Origin of the sequence: Niastella sp. (assembly GCF_045805085.1) — a bacterium.
Taxonomy (GTDB): Bacteria; Bacteroidota; Bacteroidia; order Chitinophagales; family Chitinophagaceae; genus Niastella.
The window spans coordinates 1-19,460 of sequence record NZ_JBJMLX010000532.1 but is presented as its reverse complement, the minus strand read 5'-3'; the positions used below and the strand labels follow the sequence as shown (position 1 = coordinate 19,460).

Sequence of the window (19,460 nt, the reverse complement as noted above, 5' to 3'; positions counted from 1 at the left end):
ACCTTCATGTCATAGACAAAATCAAGGCCGGTTTGCCGGTTGATCTGTTTGAACACCTCCTGCAGGGGGATATTCTTTTTGGAGATGGAGACTGTTTGCGCATCACCGCTCACAGCATACACCTGCACCGTTGTTAAGAATAGTAAGGCAATCGTTAGTTTCATGCTCATAAGCTTTTGGCTATGGCTACCCGCCCGCCACCAGCGGGCATAGCCATACAATAAAACTTTCATACTTTTACTTAGTTTTTGGTTTGTAAATATTGGTTGTTGAATCGACTAATAAACAGCCAAAGCATTCGCCGGAAGTGCTCGCTACACTTCCGGTTCTTTTGACTGTAAAGCGTTTTTATCTGGTAACGATAATTTTCCTTCCTTCTACGGTAAAATGCACTTTACCTGCTATTTCAAAATAATTGAGCAATTGCCTGAGGTCTTCTTTCCGGGAAACCACCCCGCCCAGCTGGGTGTCTGGTGAAATATCCCGGTATTCCACCTCCACATCATACCACCGGGCTATCTGGCGCATGATGACTTTTAGATCTGCATTATTGAAATAGAATTTTCCGTTCTTCCAACCAATTACTTCTTCTGTCTGAACTGGGATGGGTTGGGATAGCTGGGATGACTGGGATAGGGATACCTGTTCGCCTGGTTTCAGGATCACTGATTGTTCTCCCTTTGCCTTTTGCCCTTTGCCCTTTGCCTTTTCTTCATTGGCGATCTCAACCTTCACGCTTCCCTCCAGCAGCGTGGTTTTCATTTCCGGCTCATTGTCATATGCATTTATATTGAAGTGGGTGCCCAGCACTTTCACTTCCAGCTCCTTCACTTTAACGATAAAAGGCCGGGCCGGGTTCTTCGCTACTTCAAAATAGGCTTCGCCGGTGAGCTCAACGGTGCGGTTGCTGCCAGTAAACGCTACGGGGAATTGTAAGGCGGAAGTAGCATTCAACCATACCTTGGTGCCATCTGGCAATACCAGTTGATATTGGCCTCCTCGTGGGGTACTGATGGTATTGCTTATCGTTTCTTCTTTACCTGTGCTGCCCGGGGCGTACATTATTTTTCCATCCTTATTTATAATGCTGGTATTTCCCTGTTGCGCCAACAGGCCGGCGCGGGAACTGTCGAGGTCGATCACGGCGCCATTGGAAAGGGTTAAGGTGGCCCTGTCTTTGCCTGGCACCACCAGCGATGGATGGGAGCCGGGATGCGCCTCTTTCGAAGCTACTTCGTTTTGTTGAGAAGCGGGTTGACTATAGTAGTAAAGCAGCAGGCTGGCGACAATGAGGATGGAAGCAGCTGCCATAAATGTCCAAAGCTTCCTTCTATAAAAAGGGATCACCTTCTTATAACCGTTGATGCGGTCTTTGATCGCCTGAAGGATCTCGATCCGCAGCTCTTCCGTTTGTTTCGTTTCGGAAACAACTGTTTCTTCTTCATCCATCCATTGGTCGTACAGCTGGTGAAGCTGCTCCTGTTCTACGGCAGTAGCGGTGCCGGTCAGGAATTTTTCGGCCAATGCGGCTAATAGTTGTTCCTCGGGAACACTCATATGGCAAGTTTTATACTTTAATGAGTGTTAAACTGACAATTTACCCTTGGTCGTTCTTAATTTTTTTTGAAAAAATTTACAGTAGGAGGAAGATGGCAGCATCACCCAGTTTATCTCTCATGATCTTCAATGCTTTGGTGAGATGGGCTTCGGCGGTCTTTTGGGAGATGCCAAGATCTGTGGCTACCTGAGCGAGCGATTGATCGAGCAATTTATTTTTTACAAACACCAGGCGGCATTTATCAGGTAAGGCAGCTGATAGTTCTGTAATCCGTTCCAACATCCATTTATTGTCCAGGATGTCGGCAAGGGTGGCGGGGAGCGCTTGTTTTTGAAGGGTTTCTTCGCTTATTTTTTCAGCCTGTCGTTTTTTGCGCGCCAGGGTTACATACACTGCGTACCGGGCCATGGCTGCTACATAGGCAGGAAAGGATCCAATAACCAACGATTGTCGCTTTTCCCAGAGGGTAAAAAATACTTCCTGTACGATCTCCCGTGACTCGGGGTCTGATTTAAGATGTTTATGCGCCACAAAATAGAGCTTTTGCCAATACCGGTTGTAGAGTTCAGTATAAGCAAGCTCATTATCCTGTTTTACCAGGGCGAACAGATCGTTATCGTCGGCAGCGTTGTGCATGTATGCGGTCCTCACACTAAATTGCTAAAAAAAATCAACACCAGCTAAAATAAATTAATATATATACAGGCTTTTAATCGCCTTTATCCTTTTTATCGGCCACATACTGCGAGGGGGTCACCTTAAATTCTTCCTTAAAGAATTTGGTGAAGTGTTTCGGATTATTGAACCCTACTTCATACGCCACTTCGGCCACCGTTTTTCCGCTTTTTTCGAGCAACTGAGCAGCCCTTTTCAACCGGATAGAACGGATGAACTCGATGGGTGTTTTGCCAGTAATGGAAAGGATCTTTCTATACAGGGTTACCCGGTTCATAAACATAGCCTGGCTGAAATCTTCCACTGAAAAATCAGGATCATCTATATGTTTCTCAACGATCTCCAGGGTCTGTTGCAGGAATTTTTCGTCAACGGAGGTAACTGTTACTTCTGCCGGGTTTACTTCAATTTGTTTCTGGAACCTTTTCTGCAGTAACTTTTGCTGGGCCAGCAGGTTCCTGATGCGGGAGGCCAGGATCTCAAAGGTGAAGGGTTTGGTAATGTAATCATTCACCCCCACTCTCAACCCTTCCAGTTGTTTTTCCTCACTTCCCATAGCGGTAAGCAGGATAACGGGGATATGGGCCGTAAGCGTTTCGGTTTTAATTTTCCTGGCCAGCTCCACGCCGTCCATCAACGGCATCATAATATCGCTCACCACCAGATCGGGATTGAGCTGTTTTATTTTTTCCCAGCCTTCTTTTCCGTTCATGGCTTCCTCCACATGATACTGTGCTTTCAGGTTGTCTTTTAAATAAAAACGCAGGTCCTCATTATCTTCTACTATTACTATTGTTTTCTTTCTGCCGCTCTTTTGGTTCTCTTCCTCCATGATCTTTTCTTCATCTTCTATGAGGATGGGGTTGGTGACGGCCCGGATGGAAGGTTCATACACCTTTCTGGCAGGCAGCAGTACGGTAAAGCTGGTGCCTTTATCGGGTTCGCTTTGAACGGTGATGATGCCGTTGTGCAATTTCACAAACTCTTTGGTGATGGCCAACCCAATGCCGGTGCCCTGGTTCACCATACTTTCCGGCATATCGGTTTGAAAAAATCTTTCGAAGATCTTTTCCTGCTTATCGCCGGGAATGCCGATGCCTGTATCTTTTACCTCTATGGCCAGCGTGCCATCGGCTTCTGCCGTTACAGGCGGATTATACGTTAGCCGCACACTCACCAGGCCGTTATCGTGCGTATACTTAAAGGCGTTGGAAAGCAGGTTGAACAGGATCTTTTCCACTTTATCCCGGTCAAAATAAATTTCGAGATGGTCGATCCCGGACGAGAAGGAGAATTGGATCCCTTTCTTTTCTGCGATATCCGTAAAAGAGTAACTGATGTCTTTACTGAAACCGACAATATCGCCTATGGAAGGATGCAATTTCGTTTCCTGCACCTCCATTTTCCTGAAATCGAGCAGCTGGTTTACCAGGTTCAATAACCGTTTGGCATTCCGCTGAACCAGGTTTAACTGCTTTCTCTGCTCTTCGCTGCTAGCCTGCTCGATGATCTTATTTAACGGAGCCAGGATGAGGCTTAACGGGGTGCGGAACTCATGGCTTACATTGGTAAAGAATTTCGTCTTTAACTGTTCCAGCGCGTTTGCCCTTTCTGCTTCCCGGCGTTGTTGCTGCAGTTCAAAGCGCATGTGGATCCTGTCGAGCGTAAAGCGCCGTACCAGCAGGAAGATGGCGGCCGCTATCAATACATAAATAAGATAAGCGACCGGTGTTCGCCAGAACGGGGGCTTGATATTGATCTGTAAAGTTTTTACTTCACTCCACAAACCATCCCTGCTTAAAGCCTTTACTTTAAAAGTATAGTGACCCGGGCTAAGGTTGGTATAAGTGACCCGCCGCTGGCTGCCGTCGGCATACAGCCAATCGGTATTAAACCCTTCCATCATGTAGGCATACTTATCGCGGACGCTGCGGGCGAAATCGAGCGACGTAAATTCAATGGAGAACACATTTTCCTTATACTTCAGATCGATGCTTTGCACCAGTGCAACGGACTGTTTCAGCAGCATACGGCCATTCACCAGTTCACCTGGTTCAATCGTATTGTCTAACAGCTGAAAACCCGTGAAAAGAATGGCAGGCCGGTAAGCAGGCCGTTGAATGACAGCAGGATCAATAATATTAAAACCCGAAGGGCCGCCGAAGACCAATTCGCCTGCCCGGGTCTTAAGCGCTGCATTTTCATTGAACTCGCGGTTCTGCAGGTTATTACGCTCATCATAATTGATAACCGATAAAGTGACCCCTTTTTTGTTTTGCACCGGAATTACATTACACAACCCGTTGGAGGTGGAGATCCACAGGGTGTGCCGGTTGTCTTCGAGCACATTCAGCATGATGTTATCTGGCAGGCCATCGGCCGTAGTGAAGACCTGAAAGCTTTTTGTTTGCTCGTTGAACAGGTTCAACCCCTGCCTGGTGCCTACCCACATGCGGCCCTGGCTGTCTTCTAAAAAACAGATGATATCATTGCTGCTTACACTGTTCTTAACCTTCGATTGCTGGTAAAAAACAGGAGTATTGGTATTCTTTTCAAAAACGGAAATGCCATTGGTTGTACCTATCCATAAACGCCCCTTGCTGTCCTCGGTAATGGCCGAGATAAAGTTGATGGGCAACGGGCTTTGCGGGCCTGGTTTAGATTGATAATGGGTGAACCGGTTGGTTTTCCTGTCAAAAAGATCCAACCCACCCCCCAATGTACCTACCCATAAACGTTGTTCCCTGTCTTCATAGATCTCCCACACCTTGTCATCGGACAAACTCGAGGAGTCGGCATCATTGTGCAGGTAGTGGGTGAATTTTTTTCCATCAAAACTGCACAGACCGCCGAAGTAGCTTCCGATCCAAAGGATGTTCTCGTGATCGATCCACAGGCTGACAATTACATTATTGCCTGGGCTGTTGGCATTGTCAGGGTCGTGCTGGTATTGTTTGAAGGTATTGTTCTTCCTGTCGAAATAGATCAATCCGCCCCCGTTGGTGCCGATCCAGAGATTGCCGTACCTGTCTTCCACAAAGCGGTTCACATCATCGAACGGCAGGTTCCTGGCATTGGATTCATGGTGATAATAATGCGGGAACTGTACAATATTGCCATTGAAATAATTAACGCCCTGTTTGTAGGTTCCCAGCCAGATAATGCCATTATCACTCTTATAGACTGCTGTAATGCTGTTTTGGTTAAGGCTTTGCGGATCTTTGGGATCGTTCAGCAGGTAACTGGTCTTACAGTTGTTTTGCTTGTCGATCAGCGTAACACCCCCATGATCGGCGGCCACCCAGATCAATCCCTTGTTGTCCTGAACGATCTGGCTGACCAGGTTGGAGCTCAGCTTCGACGGAAATGAACTTTCATTAAACTCCCTTACCGTATTGTTCTGTGGATGAAAAAAGAACACGCCATGCGTGTAATGCCATAACCAGCAATCCCCGTCGCTGTCGATAAAAAGACTATAGGCTATGTTGCGCTTTTTCAACTCCTGTAAAGCCGTACTGGAAAAAACGATCCTGTTTTCTTTTAGATCATACTGCTGCAGGAACCCGCTTTGATATACCAGCCATAACTTCCCGTCTTTTGATTCCTGAACAGCCGAGATCTTTTCAGTGGGGCCGGCCTTTACCTGCTGCCGGAAAGGCCTGGCGCTTTTTTCTTTAGATGAGTACAGGTAGAGATCGGAGTTGTCGTACAAGAACCAGTACCTGCCGTTGTTCCCTTTTACGATACTGAGTATTCCGCCGGAGGGCAGGCCAAGCGTGTGTAAATAGTTATAATTGTCCGCGTCAAATTTCTCTGTCTGCGAATTATAGATACAGGCGCCGGCCCTGGTGTTCACCCACATTTTTCCATCGGGCAATTCGTACAACGCGAGCACACAATTATCGTTTAACGAAGTGCTGTCATTGTATTTCTTATTAAATATTTTAAAGGAATACCCATCATAGCGGTTGAGTCCCGACAGGGTGCCAAACCATAAAAAACCGGTTGGATCTTCCAGGATGGCATTGACCTGGTTGTGAGAAAGACCCGAAAAAATATCCAACCGGGAAAAATTATACCGCTCATTTTGAGAGAAAACAGCGAGCGACCACAACAGCAAAACAATCGAAATAAGAAAACGCATCCACATCAATTTTAACTTAAGGAGATCGTGCGCTTTTGGCGCATTCAATCCCCTTCTGCATTTCTGCAAAATCGCGCATTAAGTTAACAAATGGAGCGGGATCAGACAGTTTTTTTTAATAAATCAACTTTACCCCGCTACTTTTTCGTTTTTGCTCTGGAAAATTTAATCCCGGGGGCAACCATAAAAAACAAAAAGGCCGTCGCTTATTGTTGACGGCCTTCTGTTAAATGATATAAACGTTCCTATCTGGGCTTCACATAGATGCAGGTATCATAAATAATACGGGGTGTAGAGGCATTATAGGAATAGCTGATGAAAAATGTTTTGGTGGCGGGGTCATACCGGTTTTTATAATTTGGATCGCTCACTGATGGCGCCATTCCCCCATCGGGCATATTGGTTACAGTAACTGAATTATCAGCATTTACTGTAAATACCGGGTAAACACCAAAGGTTGATAAAGTTCCATTATTGAAAAAAGGCTGTGCTTTCATCCCTATAGAGGCGGCGCCCGTGGTAGTAAACTCCACTTCATCGGCCACGAATGGCCCGGTGTAAGCTGCATTGGGATGGGTTACATTGCCTTTTACCAGGTAAATACCATCATACTTGTTTCTTCCGCCGAACGAATAAATAGCGCTGCCAAAGTTATTGCTTATCGTTCCTGCAGAAGCGGAGGTGATCTTTAATGGGAGCGCATAGCTTTCATTAAAGTCAAAATCGTTGCTGATGGTTATAGAAATGTCAACCTGGGTGAGCCGCGTTCCTTTTTTTATAATTACCGACGACGGGAATTTACATACGGTAGTGGGAGGAACCGTATAATCGGTGCCATCGGTGGTATTGTATAACGACAATGCGGCCGTATCGAGGGCCAGGTTTACTGTTATGTCCTGCGAAGCATTATCGATACCGGAATAACTGACGTTTAAATTTATAGCAGTAACCTGCCCGGCGGTCACTGTTCCAAGGTCAGCATAGAACCTTGGATATTTCGAAGCTACAGAAGCCACATTATCACCGGTATTGGCAAATTCCACCACATTCTTTGTGCCTGAATCCGGATCAATATTCATGGCATCCTTTTTTAAACAGGAGGACAGCCCGGTCAGCAGTGCACTGAATAACAATATATTTATTTGTACTTGTTTCATGTTTGCGATTTTTTATTACATACTATAATGCCCAGAAAATTAATGAGGTGAACACGCCCACGTTCTTAGGCACATTGGAAGAGTTGTAGGCGCCTTCAGATGATGGATATAAGATCCTGGTGGGCAGGTGATCGGGCCTGGATGATTCTGAAACGGAAGAAGCAAAAGTTTCTTTCCCCGAGGCGCCGGCCGTATTTACAAGCGTTGGATAATGGGTGCGGCGATATTCATTCCAGGCTTCGTCGCTGTTGACCATATTCAACGCGATGTATTTTTGGGTGATGATCGCTTCAATTTTCTGCTTGGTGTCAGCAGCTAAAGAAAGGTCGGTAAGGTATGAGGCATTGGTGGAGATATACGTTGCCGCATCAGCAGCCGGCGATCCTGCTATTTTGCCATCAGGTTTTGTATACAAATAAGTGAAAGAAGCGGTGATGCCATTTTTAAATAATGCTGCGGCATCTCCGGCAGGCAGGATGCCTCTTACTACCGCTTCTGCCTGCATGAAATAACTTTCTGCGGCAGTGATCACCGGCATACCCGCACCTGGTCCTTTTAAAGCACCGGTTGTATCATTACCGGTTGTTCCACCTCTCACAGTAGCCGGGTACCATAAAGACCCTTCGGGGCTTGGCGCCACGCTGCTGTTTTCAACGCCCAGGCGGTTGCCAGGCGTTTGGGGAAACTGGTAATAAGAAGCCTTGCCTCTGTAGGGGTCCTGCAATTTGGTACCATCGTAAAACGACAGGATAAAGGTGGAAGGCATCCAGGCTTTGTTGCCGGCAGCGCCGGTGTTTGAAAATGCCCAGGTGGTCCATTTAGGATTTTGCCGGTTATTGTCGCGCAAATAGCCGGGATTTATTAAAGCATCGCTGGTCAAAAATCCATCGCTGCTGAAGGTGGTATTGGCAAAAGTTACTTTACCGCTGCTATGTAAGATCAACCGCAATTTGATGGTATTGGCCAGCTGTTTCCAAAGGCTTAGATTCCCTTTGAACAGTACATCATAGCCGCCCAGCGCTTTAATTCCTAAAACACTACTGCCCGAGTTGATGACACTGATGGCGGTATCGAGCTGACTGGCCAGATCTTTATAAATAGCTTTTGCATCCATATACTCAGGTGACAATTTCGAGATGCCATGCAAAGCATCCGTGTATGGAACATCATTATAGGCATCTACCAGCATCTGGTAATCGAGCGCTTTCATAATTCTGGCTACTGCGCTGTAATAAGTATACGTGGGGTCAATGGCTGCTTTATCCATGATGGCCTGGTAATCTTCCAGGTTGTCATAAACATTACTCCAAAGGTTTATCCAGTTAGTGGTGGTAAAGTTATAAGTAATAGCCACGCCAAACGCGCCATATCCACCTGCATTCGCCATGTAACCGCCCAGCTGTGCGCCGTAGGTATTAAATGCATTTAAACTGCCCCCGGTTGCCGTTAGCGCCTGTGGTAAAATGTTCTCAGGAGAAGCAGAAGTGGCATCATTCGGATTGGTATTTATATCGAAATATTTTTTACAGGAGGTTGCACCCAGTATTATCAATCCTGTAAAAATTATTGTATGTATTTTTTTCATGTGTGCTGATTTAAAATTTAACGGTAATGGTTCCGCCGTAGTAACGTGATGGTGGCGCCTGATCGATACTGTTCAAACCGATGCCATTGTTATCGGTTCCGCCGGCGCTGAATTCAGGATCGGTATAGTAATTGTCTTTAGACAGCCACATTAATAAGTTGCGGCCCTGGGCGCTGATGGTAACGCCTTTGATGTATTTGGTCTTATTTAAAAGAGAAGTGGGAAGATCGTATGCCAGCGCTACTTCTCTCAACTTCCAGAATTTGCCCGATGTAATATAGTTGGAAGTAACATCGCGGTTAATGCCATCTGTCCAGAAGCCATTATTACCATTACCATTTTTAACCGTGACATTGGTATTCGGCATAAACTTGCCAGGACTGGAAGGGTCAGCAATAACCGAATTAGGAAATACAAAACGCTCGCGATTGTAAAGACCGGTGCGATACCCCGTTCCGGACCAGTCGAGCTCGGTACCAATACCATTGAACACCTGGTAGCCGCCCCGGTATTCGAACAGGAAGGTGAACCGGAAATTCTTAAACCGGATAGTACCATCCAGGCCCAGCCGGTTTTTCGGTTGTCCATTGCCCAAAATAGAGATGGTATCAGCTTTTGTGGGCAAACCGGTTATACCGTCAACGATCACATGTCCCTGCGGATCGCGGTTATAGTCAAATCCCATAATTACTGGGAAGGGCTGTCCTGCTATGGCATAGGAATTGGCCGAGCCGCTCGATGACAGCGAAAGCTTTGGCAGATCGGCGCTGATAAAATTCACCTTATTATCGAGGTATGTGTAGTTGCCGCCAACAGTTACTTCAAAATTTTTGGTTTTGTAAGGTGTTACATGGGCGGTCACTTCAAGACCACGGCTTTGGGTTTGGCCGGTATTGGTTAACAGGTTGGTAAAACCGGTAGCATTGGAGATGTTGGTGGTTACGGTTTGATCATCTGTTTTTGTATCATACCAGGTAACGGTAGATTGAAAGCGGTCATTGAACATATTGAGGTCAAAACCTATTTCATATCCTTTGGTAATTTCAGGTTTCAGGTTGTTTGACACCAAAGTATTGCCGACAGTATAACCAGCCATTGCTCCATAGGGAAATCCACTGGCCTGGTTAAAGGTAGGAAGCAAACTGTAGGCGCCGAAGGTAAAACTATTACCCAGGTTCACCTGTCCTACCTTCGACAGGCCTGCCCTGAACTTCAGATAAGTAACCGGGGTTTTTTCCATAATTTCCGGAATAGCGTCGGAAGCTATAAAGGAGATATCAGCGGAAGGATAGAAAAAGGAGCGGTTTTGCGGCGCCAGGATCGATACCCAATCGTTGCGGCCTGTAGCATGCAGGAACAGGTAATCCTTGAAGCCTATCCGAATGTCGCCATAGGCGCCAATCTGGCGGGCCTTATAGTTAGCTTCCCCTACTCCGGGTGTTCCCACGCCATTGTTTACATTAAACAAATTGGGCACGGCCAACGCATTGGCTGCCACTGAAACCGTTTTGGATTGGTCCTGGCGCCACTGCGCGCCTGCAATTATTTTGAAATCGAATACGCCCTTTTTTATGTTGTACTGACCAAAGGCATCACTCAGGAGTTCGGTGGTATAGGCACTGTAATCAGCAACAGAAGCAGGGATATCGGTCTTTGAACTTCCATCGGTATGTTTTGCAAAGTCAGTATAGTTAAATGCACCAACCGTATTTTTACCTGAGTAGTTCTTGGTCACCACTCCCTGGCGGGCTATCAGATCAAGACCGGTAACAGGGGTGAACTTTACTTCTACATTGGCAGTGAAGTAATCGTTCCTGTTCTTTAGCCGGTTGTTGTCGGCCGTGAAGTACGGATTCTGGTACCAGGGATTGTAAAATCCGTTGGGATTGGCAAATTTATTATTCCTCCAGTCTTTATATTTAGTAATATCTACGTTTGAGGGCATGTTGAGCAGGTTCACATACATATCCCCGGTACGAGAAGTAATGTCGTACCGGTTTTGTATATAGGCTGCACTATAAGTAGCAGCGATCGCATTTCCCAAACGGCGGGTGCCATTTACCCGGACTGATGTTTTATTAAATTTATCGCCGGGCGTGGTGCCTTTTGTAGTGGCATACTGACCAGACATGAAAAAAGTAGATTTCTCATCTCCATTTTGCAATGAAAAATCGCTTTGATTGGTTACCCCCGTCACCCAGAATTTTAAATGGCCGGGGTTATAGGCGTAAATGGCCGAGTCCTGAGAACCATCTTCCAATGCAGGGCCCAAAGGTTTTTTGATGCCGTCGAATTCAGGTCCATATGACTGGTTTTCGAGGTAAGAAAATAAAGGCCTTCCATTTACATCAGTGCCATAAGCAGAACCACCGGGACCAAATTTTTTCTGCAGCTTCGGAAAATAAGACAGGGTTTGAAACATGGTGGTATTTGAAAAGGTAACTTCAGTTATTCCTTTTTTACCCTTTTTAGTAGTAATTACAACCGCGCCATTGGAAGCCTGCGAACCATACAGGGCGGCAGCCCCTGCGCCATTTAATACCACCAGTTCTTCCACATCTTCGGGATTCAGGTTCGCTAAGATATCATTCGGCACGATCACGTTGTCAAGCACCACGAGGGCCTGGTTGTTACCAGTGAGCGATCTTTGTCCGCGTAAAGTAAGGCGAAAACTGGGGTTTACCCCGCCAGACGTTCCGCTGATCTGCAGGCCGGCTACCTTACCCTGCAGGCCACCAGCAATGCTGTTCGATTTGCCGGCTATCAGCTGCTCCGGTTTGATAAGCGTATTGGCAGTGCCAATTTCTTTTCTTTTTGATTTAATACCGCCTGCCGTAACGATCACTTCATTCATCAGGTTGTCTACACTTTCCAATGTGATGATCATGGACGTTCCCTGAGCCTTGATGTTAAATGGTTTGTAGGAAACTGCAGAAACCGTAAGGCTTGTGCCGGCACCAGCCTTCATAGAGAAGTTGCCATCAGCATCTGCTACTGTGGCCGATTTGGTGCCTTTAATTACAATGGAAGCGTTGGGGATGGGTGCGCCGGTTTTGTCGACGACTCTGCCTGAAATGGTTTGAGCCTGGGCAGATGCGCTAAACGCAATGCATACCAGCACTGCAAGCAGTGGTAGTAATTTTCTCATGTGTGTAAATTTTTGGTTTTGTATTTAACCGAATTAGCAGTACCACGGTTAAATGTGTGAATCAATTCAAATTTATCATGATAAGTGATACATCATGATAAATATGACCTAATAAATATTAACCACTTTTTATTAAAAATTAACCTGGCGGGAATGGGGAGGGATATGCGCAAGTGGCAAAGGATCATTCATTTATGCTATATGTGTATAGATATGGTAATTATTTAAAATGTAAGTGCACCGATTGGACAATGGCTTTCGGGCAAAATTTGTTTAGCAAAAGGTTGTATAAAATTATTTTTAATGTTTAATTGCGCATTCGCTGATGTGAAATACTGATAGATTTTTTTAAGATGGTTAGAATCCAGTTGCTCCGATTTTAAGTTGCGCACCTATAACTTTGCTAATCAGTTCCATACTTTTTTAAGTTTTTTAACCCCCATATAGCAAGAACCAACTCTAACACAAATCCAATTAAAAAATAAAAGCCCGGAACCCCGTCTAAAGCCAGGCTTACTAATCTGCCAAGCGTCAACCCTCCCATAAAAGTAATATTGGTAATAGTTGCGGTGACCCATAATTTGGATTTAATAATGCCCATAATCCAAATCACGGACATGCCCAGGTATAAACCCATCATAGCCCTGAAAATATTTGCCAGGTTGATAGCGTCTACTTTAAAATCAAACAGCAACGGCAGAATCATTTGCGGGTACAAGCCATAGGCCAGCGCGATGGGTATGATAACAAGTATGGAGACAGTCAAATGCAGGTTCTTTGAAACGGGGCGTATCAATGATTGTTCTTTTTGATGATTAAAATAACTTTATCAGGTTTGAGGGTAATGAGTGCTTTCATCGCCGGTACATGGCCTGTTGGCTTAATCTGATAACCTGAAATTCTCTTAAAAAAGTATATAAAAAGAAGGACATTTCAACCATGGCGAAATTATTTCATGTAGTTTTACCATAGTTAGCGTTACACTTCGTAATTAATTTACCGAATTGTCTTAAAGAACTCAGTGATGTCCTTCGCTAATAAATTTGGTTGTTCCATGGCAGCAAAGTGCCCACCAGCAGGCATTTCTGTCCAATGTTGAATATTGAACCCTTTTTCGATGTATGAACGAGGTGGTGTTGGTAATTCCTTTGGAAACTTTGCAAAACCAACAGGTACTTTTATAAAATCTTTTTCTCCTAATGCTAACGGCTTCTTACTGTTTTCATTATAAATTCGAATAGATGAATGAATGGTTTGGGTTAGCCAATATAAAGTCACATTAGCAAGCAGTTCGTCCTTTGTGAAAATATTTTCAATATTATCCTTGTTGTCACTCCATCCGTTGAATTTTTCTATTATCCATGCGCATAAACCCACCGGAGAGTCATTTAATCCGTAAGCCAGGGTTATGGGTTTTGTACTGTGCATATAAGCATATGCACCTTCTTTCGCAGACCAATCAGCTCCTGTTTTTTGGAACGCTACTACTTCTTCTGAAAGTTGTTCGCCTTCTTTGAGATAAGGTTTATAAGAACCGGAAATATAATTCAGGTGTAAGCCAATTACATTGTTTGGATATTTAAATGATAACCATGTGCTGATGCCAGAACCAATATCACCGCCCTGAGCTCCATACTTATTGTATTCTAATTCGTTCATCAACTTATGCCATAAATCTGCAACAAAGGCACTGTTACAACCCTGATGTGTAATTTTATCAGAAAATCCAAAACCAAGTACAGAAGGAATAACTAAATCAAAAGAAAACCCGGAATCAGTTGTAAGTAGTGGTATCAGTTTCATCATTTCTAAAAACGAACCAGGCCATCCATGTGTAATAATTAGTGGAATTGATTTTTTCCCTTTACCTTTTATGTGCATGAAATGGATTTTATATCCATCAATATCAGCAATAAAGTTAGGATAAGCATTTATTTCATTTTCAACTTTACACCAGTCAAATTTGTGTAGCCAATAATCTGTCAATTCTTTCATGTAGGAAAGATTGGCACCGTAGTTCCAACCAGAATCTGTTATCTCATCTGTCCATCGAGTGTTCTTCAGTCTTAATTTTAAATCGTCAAGTGCTTGTTGAGAAATATTTACTGAAAGAACTTGTATCATTTTGAATAAGCTTTCTTTTAAAATTTTTTAACCGCCACTACCATTAAAGTTATGCAGAAAAGTATCGTATATTTATTTCAACATACACACACTAATGCGAAAGGCGTTTCCAATTGCTAAAAACATAACGGTGGATGGCTTTTAGTCCAATAAACATTGGGATGGCCACGACAAGAGAAAGAGGTCCTTTAGCCTTGAAGGTGGTGGTGCGGGTAATTTGGCAACCGCCCTGGTTGTTATCGGTAATCACGAACTGTTCTATTATAGATTCGACACAAGGACCAAAGTACAAGTCAGTTTTTACCAATTGGAACGACAGTTTATGTCCAGGAACCCACTCTGTGATGCGCTGTTGAATCGTGCCTTTATCAGACACACATTCCCGGGTGCTTCCCACTCCTCCCTGTTTGTCGGGCAGTCTGCACTCCAGCGGTTTTGGTAGTCCACATAGCAAGTAACAGGGTTTTTTGTCATCCATTTTGGAATTGAAAAGCAAAGGCCAAAGCTCCCCAGAGCTCGCATTATAATTGTTTGTAGTTTGAACGACCATGCTATGTACTGTTTACAGAAAAAAGCTTTATACAATATTGGCATTTGAGTTACGTAGCTTGTGAGCTTTCGCTGCTTAGCGAGTAACTTTACAATTTGTAAATCTTAAATATACTAATTAACAGGTTAGGCATCAGGGAATAATTTATTCCAATAATAATATTCTATTGCCCTGACAGCCTGGATGCTTTCCATTCTGCATATTATTAACCAGGGCTGTTTCACTGTTCTTCAGTTTTCTACGCAACTTGTCCAGTAATCACACTTTCTTCTATTGGATGAGCAAAAAACGCTACGAATGTGCTCAATAAGAAATGAGCGGTTCAATACCGCAGGGTTCTACCGGTTGATTGTGATGGTACCAGATTTGCAAAGAGAAAAAAAGCCTTCATTACCCCTTCACATATAGCTCGCAAATGAACTGCTGTCCAAAAGCAGTGAGCATTTCACTATACAAATACGCGCATAGTCTAATCAATAATTATTATATATGAAAAGAATCAGCCTGACTGCTTTGGTGGTTTTAAGTACAGTTGTCTTTCTCGCTTCCTGTAGTAAAACGTCAGTAAAAACGCAATCTCTTTTGAGCAATGGCTTTGCTGAAATAGTGTATGTTCAAACGAATGATCCTGTTCAAAATGCCATCATTGCTTATCAAAACAACGGCGATGGGCAATTGCAGCAGTTGCCGGGAAGTCCATTTTTAACAGGGGGGAAGGGAATTGATCATGATTCCATACGGGTAATATATTCAAATGCCTCTGATAACGAGATTATTATTTCGAATGATCGTAGATTTCTACTGGCTGTTAATTCGGGATCAAATACTATTGCTGTTTTTAACATCAATAGCGACGGAACGTTATCAACTGTTCCCGGTTCGCCCTTTCCCTCGGGCGGCGTGCTTCCTGTAAGCCTGGCGCATTGGCAGCAATATATTTATGTGGCCAACAAAGGCAGAACGTCCAACCAAACACCTAATTTTATTGCCTTTAGGCTGGAGGGTGACGGATCGCTTTCTCCGGTGCCCGGCGCAAGAGCAGACCTGCCTACTAGCTCTTCTCCCTGCCAGGTATTGGTGTCAAGAAACCTTCCTTTTTTATTCGGCTCAGAATTCACGAATAATATCTCAGACTACACGATGAACAGCAATGGCTCATTGGGAAGCTTGCCAGGGAACCCTAATGTACCAGCGGCTGATGTACAGGGATTATGCCAACACCCTTCGCAAAATATTCTATATGCCGGGTTTCCCCAGGAAGGAGTTACAGGTGTATATGAAATTATTCCCACAACAGGGGCACTCACGTTTAAAACCTCGGTAAGCGGGGCTGGCGCTAATATGCGTATAAACAATGGCGGCAGTCTTTTGTATGTTTTAAACCCCTATAAAAATGCCGTGTCGGTATTTAATACGTCTGATGCCAGTTCACCATCGGTACTGGCTAAGTTAACACTCAAAAATCCCGGCGTAATTTATCGTAATCATGCTAACCCCTACCCCAGCAGTGAATGCGCTTCTTTAAGCTTATCATCGAACGAGCAATTTCTTTTTGTGGTAAGTCAAAATACAAATTGGGGATACTCTCCCGACACTGCTAATAACAATTGGCTGCACATATTAGCGGTACAGGGCGACGGAACACTAACAGAGCCGGGTGAACCCATGCAGCTTCCGGTAGGGAGAGCCGTATTCCCCAGAGGCGTGGCGGTATATAATATGAGTTACAATTAACAGCAGATGATTTTCACTTTAATGTTGAAAATAAGATGTGCATTGCCCATTGGTCGGATCATAGTGCGCACTCTCAGGTACTGATGCCGGCCGGGGGGGAATGTTCTTATGCTTTTCCATCTCTTTATTTTACCAGATCATGGGTTCATGACCTTTCAGGAACAGGTATCGTTTTACATCTTTATAGGCCGTATTGGTCAACGCCATATCATCGGGTCTTTTTTCATGCCTGTTCTCATTGTCGCGCACCATTCGCCCCCCTTCAAAGCGGTTACTGCTATCGTAAACGATAACCTGCCCATGGGCGCTTGCGACTGTCAGGGTTCCTGTCCCGTAATCAAAATCCAGACTCATGACGGCACCGGCACAAACAGTTAAATAGCCGTACCAATGCCCATATAAACCTTTTAACCAGATGGTGCCATCATCACATCCGAGTTGATACCCCCATACATGCGCGGTGGCACACAAGATGGTATTACCTCCATCAACCTGGTGTACTACTGAAAACATGCCGGCCCCTTTTAAAACAAGCCCGGGTGTAATATTTTTTAACGGCAATGCAAGAGCACTTGTGCCTGGATCACGGGCACACAATAACACCTGCCAACCGTCATTTATTTCGCCGTGATCTTTACATTGATAATTAAAGGTTGCATAGCAGGGAGGGGCTCCACGCGCTATTACAACAGCAGCATTTACCCATTGGTCATCGATCAGTTCCATTAACAGGTGATTTGAATTTTTGGAACCTGCTACAACGTACCTTTCATCGGGTGAAACATCTATATGAGGCGTTTCCAGTTGAAAAGTAAAGTTGCCGGCAGCTTCCAGGTTATCCCAGCTTTCTGTTTGAATAAACGCCGCTTTTGTTTCATCGATCACAAAAATACCTTTTTCACATGCCAGTCCTATTTTTTGGCCGGAAGGAAAAACCACCACCTGCTGAATACCCAGCTGCCCTAATGTGCATGCGCCAATACCGTCTATTACGCCGGGGTAATTTTCCCGAAAGTCCTTTCCATAACTGTCAGGTTTATGTAATGTTTTGATAACGGCGCCATGCCACCCTTCTGTAATATCTATTCTATCGGCATAAACTTTGGCAAAGAACTGTTTATTCCAGGAAGTACCAAATGTGATCATCCCATCCTGCGGGGTAAATGTATTATTATTGATCAAATATACCCGCCGTTCTTCATGCCAGTTACCAATATTCGCCACCAGTGAATCAGCAGAAAGCAGTATGACCTTGCTTACACATTCAGTAATATTTTTCAGGTTCAGGGGAACAGTATCGGGCGGGAACAATTGACGTAATTCCTCATACTTACCTTCCCGGTTATAGTGTATCACCTGTTCCAGCACATAACCGGCCATGTTGGTCCGGGTGTCTTCAGGAACCCGGCCAGGAAACCTTTTATGATCGAGGTAGTACTTATCGAGCCACTCGTTCATTTGGTCTTTGTACGCTTTTCCTTCTTTTATCCATCTTTCCGATGCTTCGTTCACCTGCATATCAATTATATTTTATCTGCAGCGCATCACATTGAACATTGCCTATTACCAATAAATGCGGAAAGTAATCATGCGATGGTTTTATGGTGCCTGCTACTGTAAGGTTTCCATTTACCAGGATGAGTGTATCTTCCATGTTGGTATCTTCACCCAACGCTTCAAGCGTAGCTTCGGCCCATTGCTGATTAAGGTCGCCCTTTATATATGTATCTCCATCGAGGAGGATCACGTTTTGAACGTCTAATTCATCAAATAGTTCATACCGGCTCAGGTCAAGCTGCTGTTTGGCGGCGGCCAGGGTAATAAATATGGGTGTGGCGGATACATTGCTATCAATTACGCCTGCCAGGGTGCTACGCGGGACAGTCATATATTTCTATTTATTTTCTTCTGTTAATCTATCCTTGTCAATGGCCCCCTGTTTTTAGGGTCTGAGTCGTTTGTGGCTTTTCGGCGTTCTATATTTTGTTAAATACCAGATAGTCCCCCAATTTCCAAGCTATGCCGTCTTTACTTGTCTCATAAGTCATTTTGAAACATTTGTCAGAAAGCTTTTCATAAATGAAGTGCTGAAACATAAGTCCTCTTTGCGGATAATATTCGTTTGTTGTCAGAATAAGTTTGCCATCTTTCCAACCATCACTAGCGAACTTTCTGTATCCTTGAAAATTATCAAATGTGTACGCAACAAATTGGCCATTTAACATATCAACGCCCCACATTGATAAAGCCTTATATCGGTTTGGGAGTTTGTCTTTGTGTTCATAGCTTATCCAACTACTGTCAAGCGACATTTTAAAGGTTAAGTCCGCAGATATTTTTTTGCCATTAGAAAATTCGCCATCTCCTGTCCAACTGCCTACAAAAAAATTAATAAAGTCTTCAGTTAATTTGTGGTTAGAATTAGGTGCCTGGGCTATTGAGTAAGTTGTTGACCATGCAAGAAAAAGAACAAGAGCTAATTTGCTTTTCATTTTATTTGTGAAATTAAAATTCAAATTTTAATACTCTTAACCGTTTGTCAAATAAATCGAATTGTCTATTTTGTTTGTCGTTGATTTTATTGAATATTGCCAAAGACCTGCTCAGTAATGATCCTCCATTCGAGAAAAAAAATTAAAAGGGCTTGGCATTGGATCGGCGGTCTTTGTGATAGGCACAATATTGCACTGGAGTTTTTACCCGCATATTCGTATTGGAAGAAGATATCATCTTGAGGCTGTAACTATGAATTTGTAGGCTCTAAAATTGTTATTTGTCGTCAGGT

General features: G+C 44.1%; 14 protein-coding genes. 1 reads left to right on the top strand and 13 read right to left on the bottom strand.

Going from position 1 to position 19,460, the window contains the following annotated elements; genetic code table 11:
- From ACJ751_RS27770 to ACJ751_RS27725, 10 genes are all read right to left on the bottom strand, one after another.
- A partial coding sequence (locus tag ACJ751_RS27770; RefSeq protein WP_407748800.1) for a hypothetical protein occupies positions 1-233 on the bottom strand: 233 nt, incomplete at its 3' end.
- A gap of 115 nt (positions 234-348) precedes the next feature.
- Complete coding sequence (locus ACJ751_RS27765) at positions 349-1,557, bottom strand: FecR family protein (protein ID WP_407748799.1); 1,209 nt, start codon at positions 1,555-1,557, stop codon at positions 349-351.
- Between the two features lie 76 nt (positions 1,558-1,633).
- Positions 1,634-2,209 (bottom strand): RNA polymerase sigma factor, encoded by a 576-nt coding sequence (locus tag ACJ751_RS27760; RefSeq protein ID WP_407748798.1) that lies wholly within the window; start codon positions 2,207-2,209, stop codon positions 1,634-1,636.
- Between the two features lie 58 nt (positions 2,210-2,267).
- A complete protein-coding gene (locus ACJ751_RS27755) occupies positions 2,268-6,377 on the bottom strand; it encodes a two-component regulator propeller domain-containing protein (protein WP_407748797.1) in 4,110 nt (1,369 codons plus the stop codon).
- Positions 6,378-6,622: 245 nt separating this feature from the next.
- Positions 6,623-7,534, bottom strand: a complete 912-nt coding sequence (locus ACJ751_RS27750) for a DUF1735 domain-containing protein (protein WP_407748796.1) — start codon at positions 7,532-7,534, stop codon at positions 6,623-6,625.
- 22 nt (positions 7,535-7,556) lie between these two features.
- Positions 7,557-9,119 (bottom strand): SusD/RagB family nutrient-binding outer membrane lipoprotein, encoded by a 1,563-nt coding sequence (locus ACJ751_RS27745; RefSeq protein WP_407748795.1) that lies wholly within the window; start codon positions 9,117-9,119, stop codon positions 7,557-7,559.
- A 10-nt stretch (positions 9,120-9,129) separates the two neighbouring features.
- Complete coding sequence (locus ACJ751_RS27740) at positions 9,130-12,267, bottom strand: SusC/RagA family TonB-linked outer membrane protein (RefSeq protein WP_407748794.1); 3,138 nt, start codon at positions 12,265-12,267, stop codon at positions 9,130-9,132.
- A gap of 403 nt (positions 12,268-12,670) precedes the next feature.
- Positions 12,671-13,063, bottom strand: a complete 393-nt coding sequence (locus ACJ751_RS27735; protein WP_407748793.1) for a DUF4345 domain-containing protein — start codon at positions 13,061-13,063, stop codon at positions 12,671-12,673.
- A gap of 200 nt (positions 13,064-13,263) precedes the next feature.
- Positions 13,264-14,391 (bottom strand): epoxide hydrolase family protein, encoded by a 1,128-nt coding sequence (locus ACJ751_RS27730; protein WP_407748792.1) that lies wholly within the window; start codon positions 14,389-14,391, stop codon positions 13,264-13,266.
- A gap of 91 nt (positions 14,392-14,482) precedes the next feature.
- Positions 14,483-14,941, bottom strand: coding sequence for a hypothetical protein (locus ACJ751_RS27725; RefSeq protein ID WP_407748791.1), 459 nt, complete (start codon positions 14,939-14,941; stop codon positions 14,483-14,485).
- Positions 14,942-15,430: 489 nt separating this feature from the next.
- Between ACJ751_RS27725 and ACJ751_RS27720 the strand changes: the two genes are divergently transcribed.
- Entirely contained in the window at positions 15,431-16,675 is a 1,245-nt protein-coding gene (locus tag ACJ751_RS27720; protein ID WP_407748790.1) for a hypothetical protein, read from the top strand.
- Between the two features lie 129 nt (positions 16,676-16,804).
- On the opposite strand, the gene ACJ751_RS27715 is transcribed toward ACJ751_RS27720, so the two are convergent.
- The 3 genes from ACJ751_RS27715 to ACJ751_RS27705 all read right to left on the bottom strand — a co-directional run bounded on the left by ACJ751_RS27715 (position 16,805) and on the right by ACJ751_RS27705 (position 19,167).
- Complete coding sequence (locus ACJ751_RS27715; protein ID WP_407748789.1) at positions 16,805-18,193, bottom strand: hypothetical protein; 1,389 nt, start codon at positions 18,191-18,193, stop codon at positions 16,805-16,807.
- 1 nt (position 18,194) lies between these two features.
- Positions 18,195-18,563, bottom strand: a complete 369-nt coding sequence (locus ACJ751_RS27710; RefSeq protein WP_407748788.1) for a hypothetical protein — start codon at positions 18,561-18,563, stop codon at positions 18,195-18,197.
- 88 nt (positions 18,564-18,651) lie between these two features.
- Complete coding sequence (locus ACJ751_RS27705; protein WP_407748787.1) at positions 18,652-19,167, bottom strand: hypothetical protein; 516 nt, start codon at positions 19,165-19,167, stop codon at positions 18,652-18,654.
- Positions 19,168-19,460 lie beyond the last annotated feature (293 nt).

Coding starts and splice junctions, on each gene's coding strand:
- ACJ751_RS27765 (WP_407748799.1), bottom strand. CDS start 1,557: ATGAGTGTTCCCGAGGAACAACTATTAGCCGCATTGGCCGAAAAATTC.
- ACJ751_RS27755 (WP_407748797.1), bottom strand. CDS start 6,377: ATGCGTTTTCTTATTTCGATTGTTTTGCTGTTGTGGTCGCTCGCTGTT.
- ACJ751_RS27750 (WP_407748796.1), bottom strand. CDS start 7,534: ATGAAACAAGTACAAATAAATATATTGTTATTCAGTGCACTGCTGACC.
- ACJ751_RS27745 (WP_407748795.1), bottom strand. CDS start 9,119: ATGAAAAAAATACATACAATAATTTTTACAGGATTGATAATACTGGGT.
- ACJ751_RS27740 (WP_407748794.1), bottom strand. CDS start 12,267: ATGAGAAAATTACTACCACTGCTTGCAGTGCTGGTATGCATTGCGTTT.
- ACJ751_RS27730 (WP_407748792.1), bottom strand. CDS start 14,391: ATGATACAAGTTCTTTCAGTAAATATTTCTCAACAAGCACTTGACGAT.
- ACJ751_RS27725 (WP_407748791.1), bottom strand. CDS start 14,941: ATGGTCGTTCAAACTACAAACAATTATAATGCGAGCTCTGGGGAGCTT.
- ACJ751_RS27720 (WP_407748790.1), top strand. CDS start 15,431: ATGAAAAGAATCAGCCTGACTGCTTTGGTGGTTTTAAGTACAGTTGTC.
- ACJ751_RS27715 (WP_407748789.1), bottom strand. CDS start 18,193: ATGCAGGTGAACGAAGCATCGGAAAGATGGATAAAAGAAGGAAAAGCG.
- ACJ751_RS27710 (WP_407748788.1), bottom strand. CDS start 18,563: ATGACTGTCCCGCGTAGCACCCTGGCAGGCGTAATTGATAGCAATGTA.
- ACJ751_RS27705 (WP_407748787.1), bottom strand. CDS start 19,167: ATGAAAAGCAAATTAGCTCTTGTTCTTTTTCTTGCATGGTCAACAACT.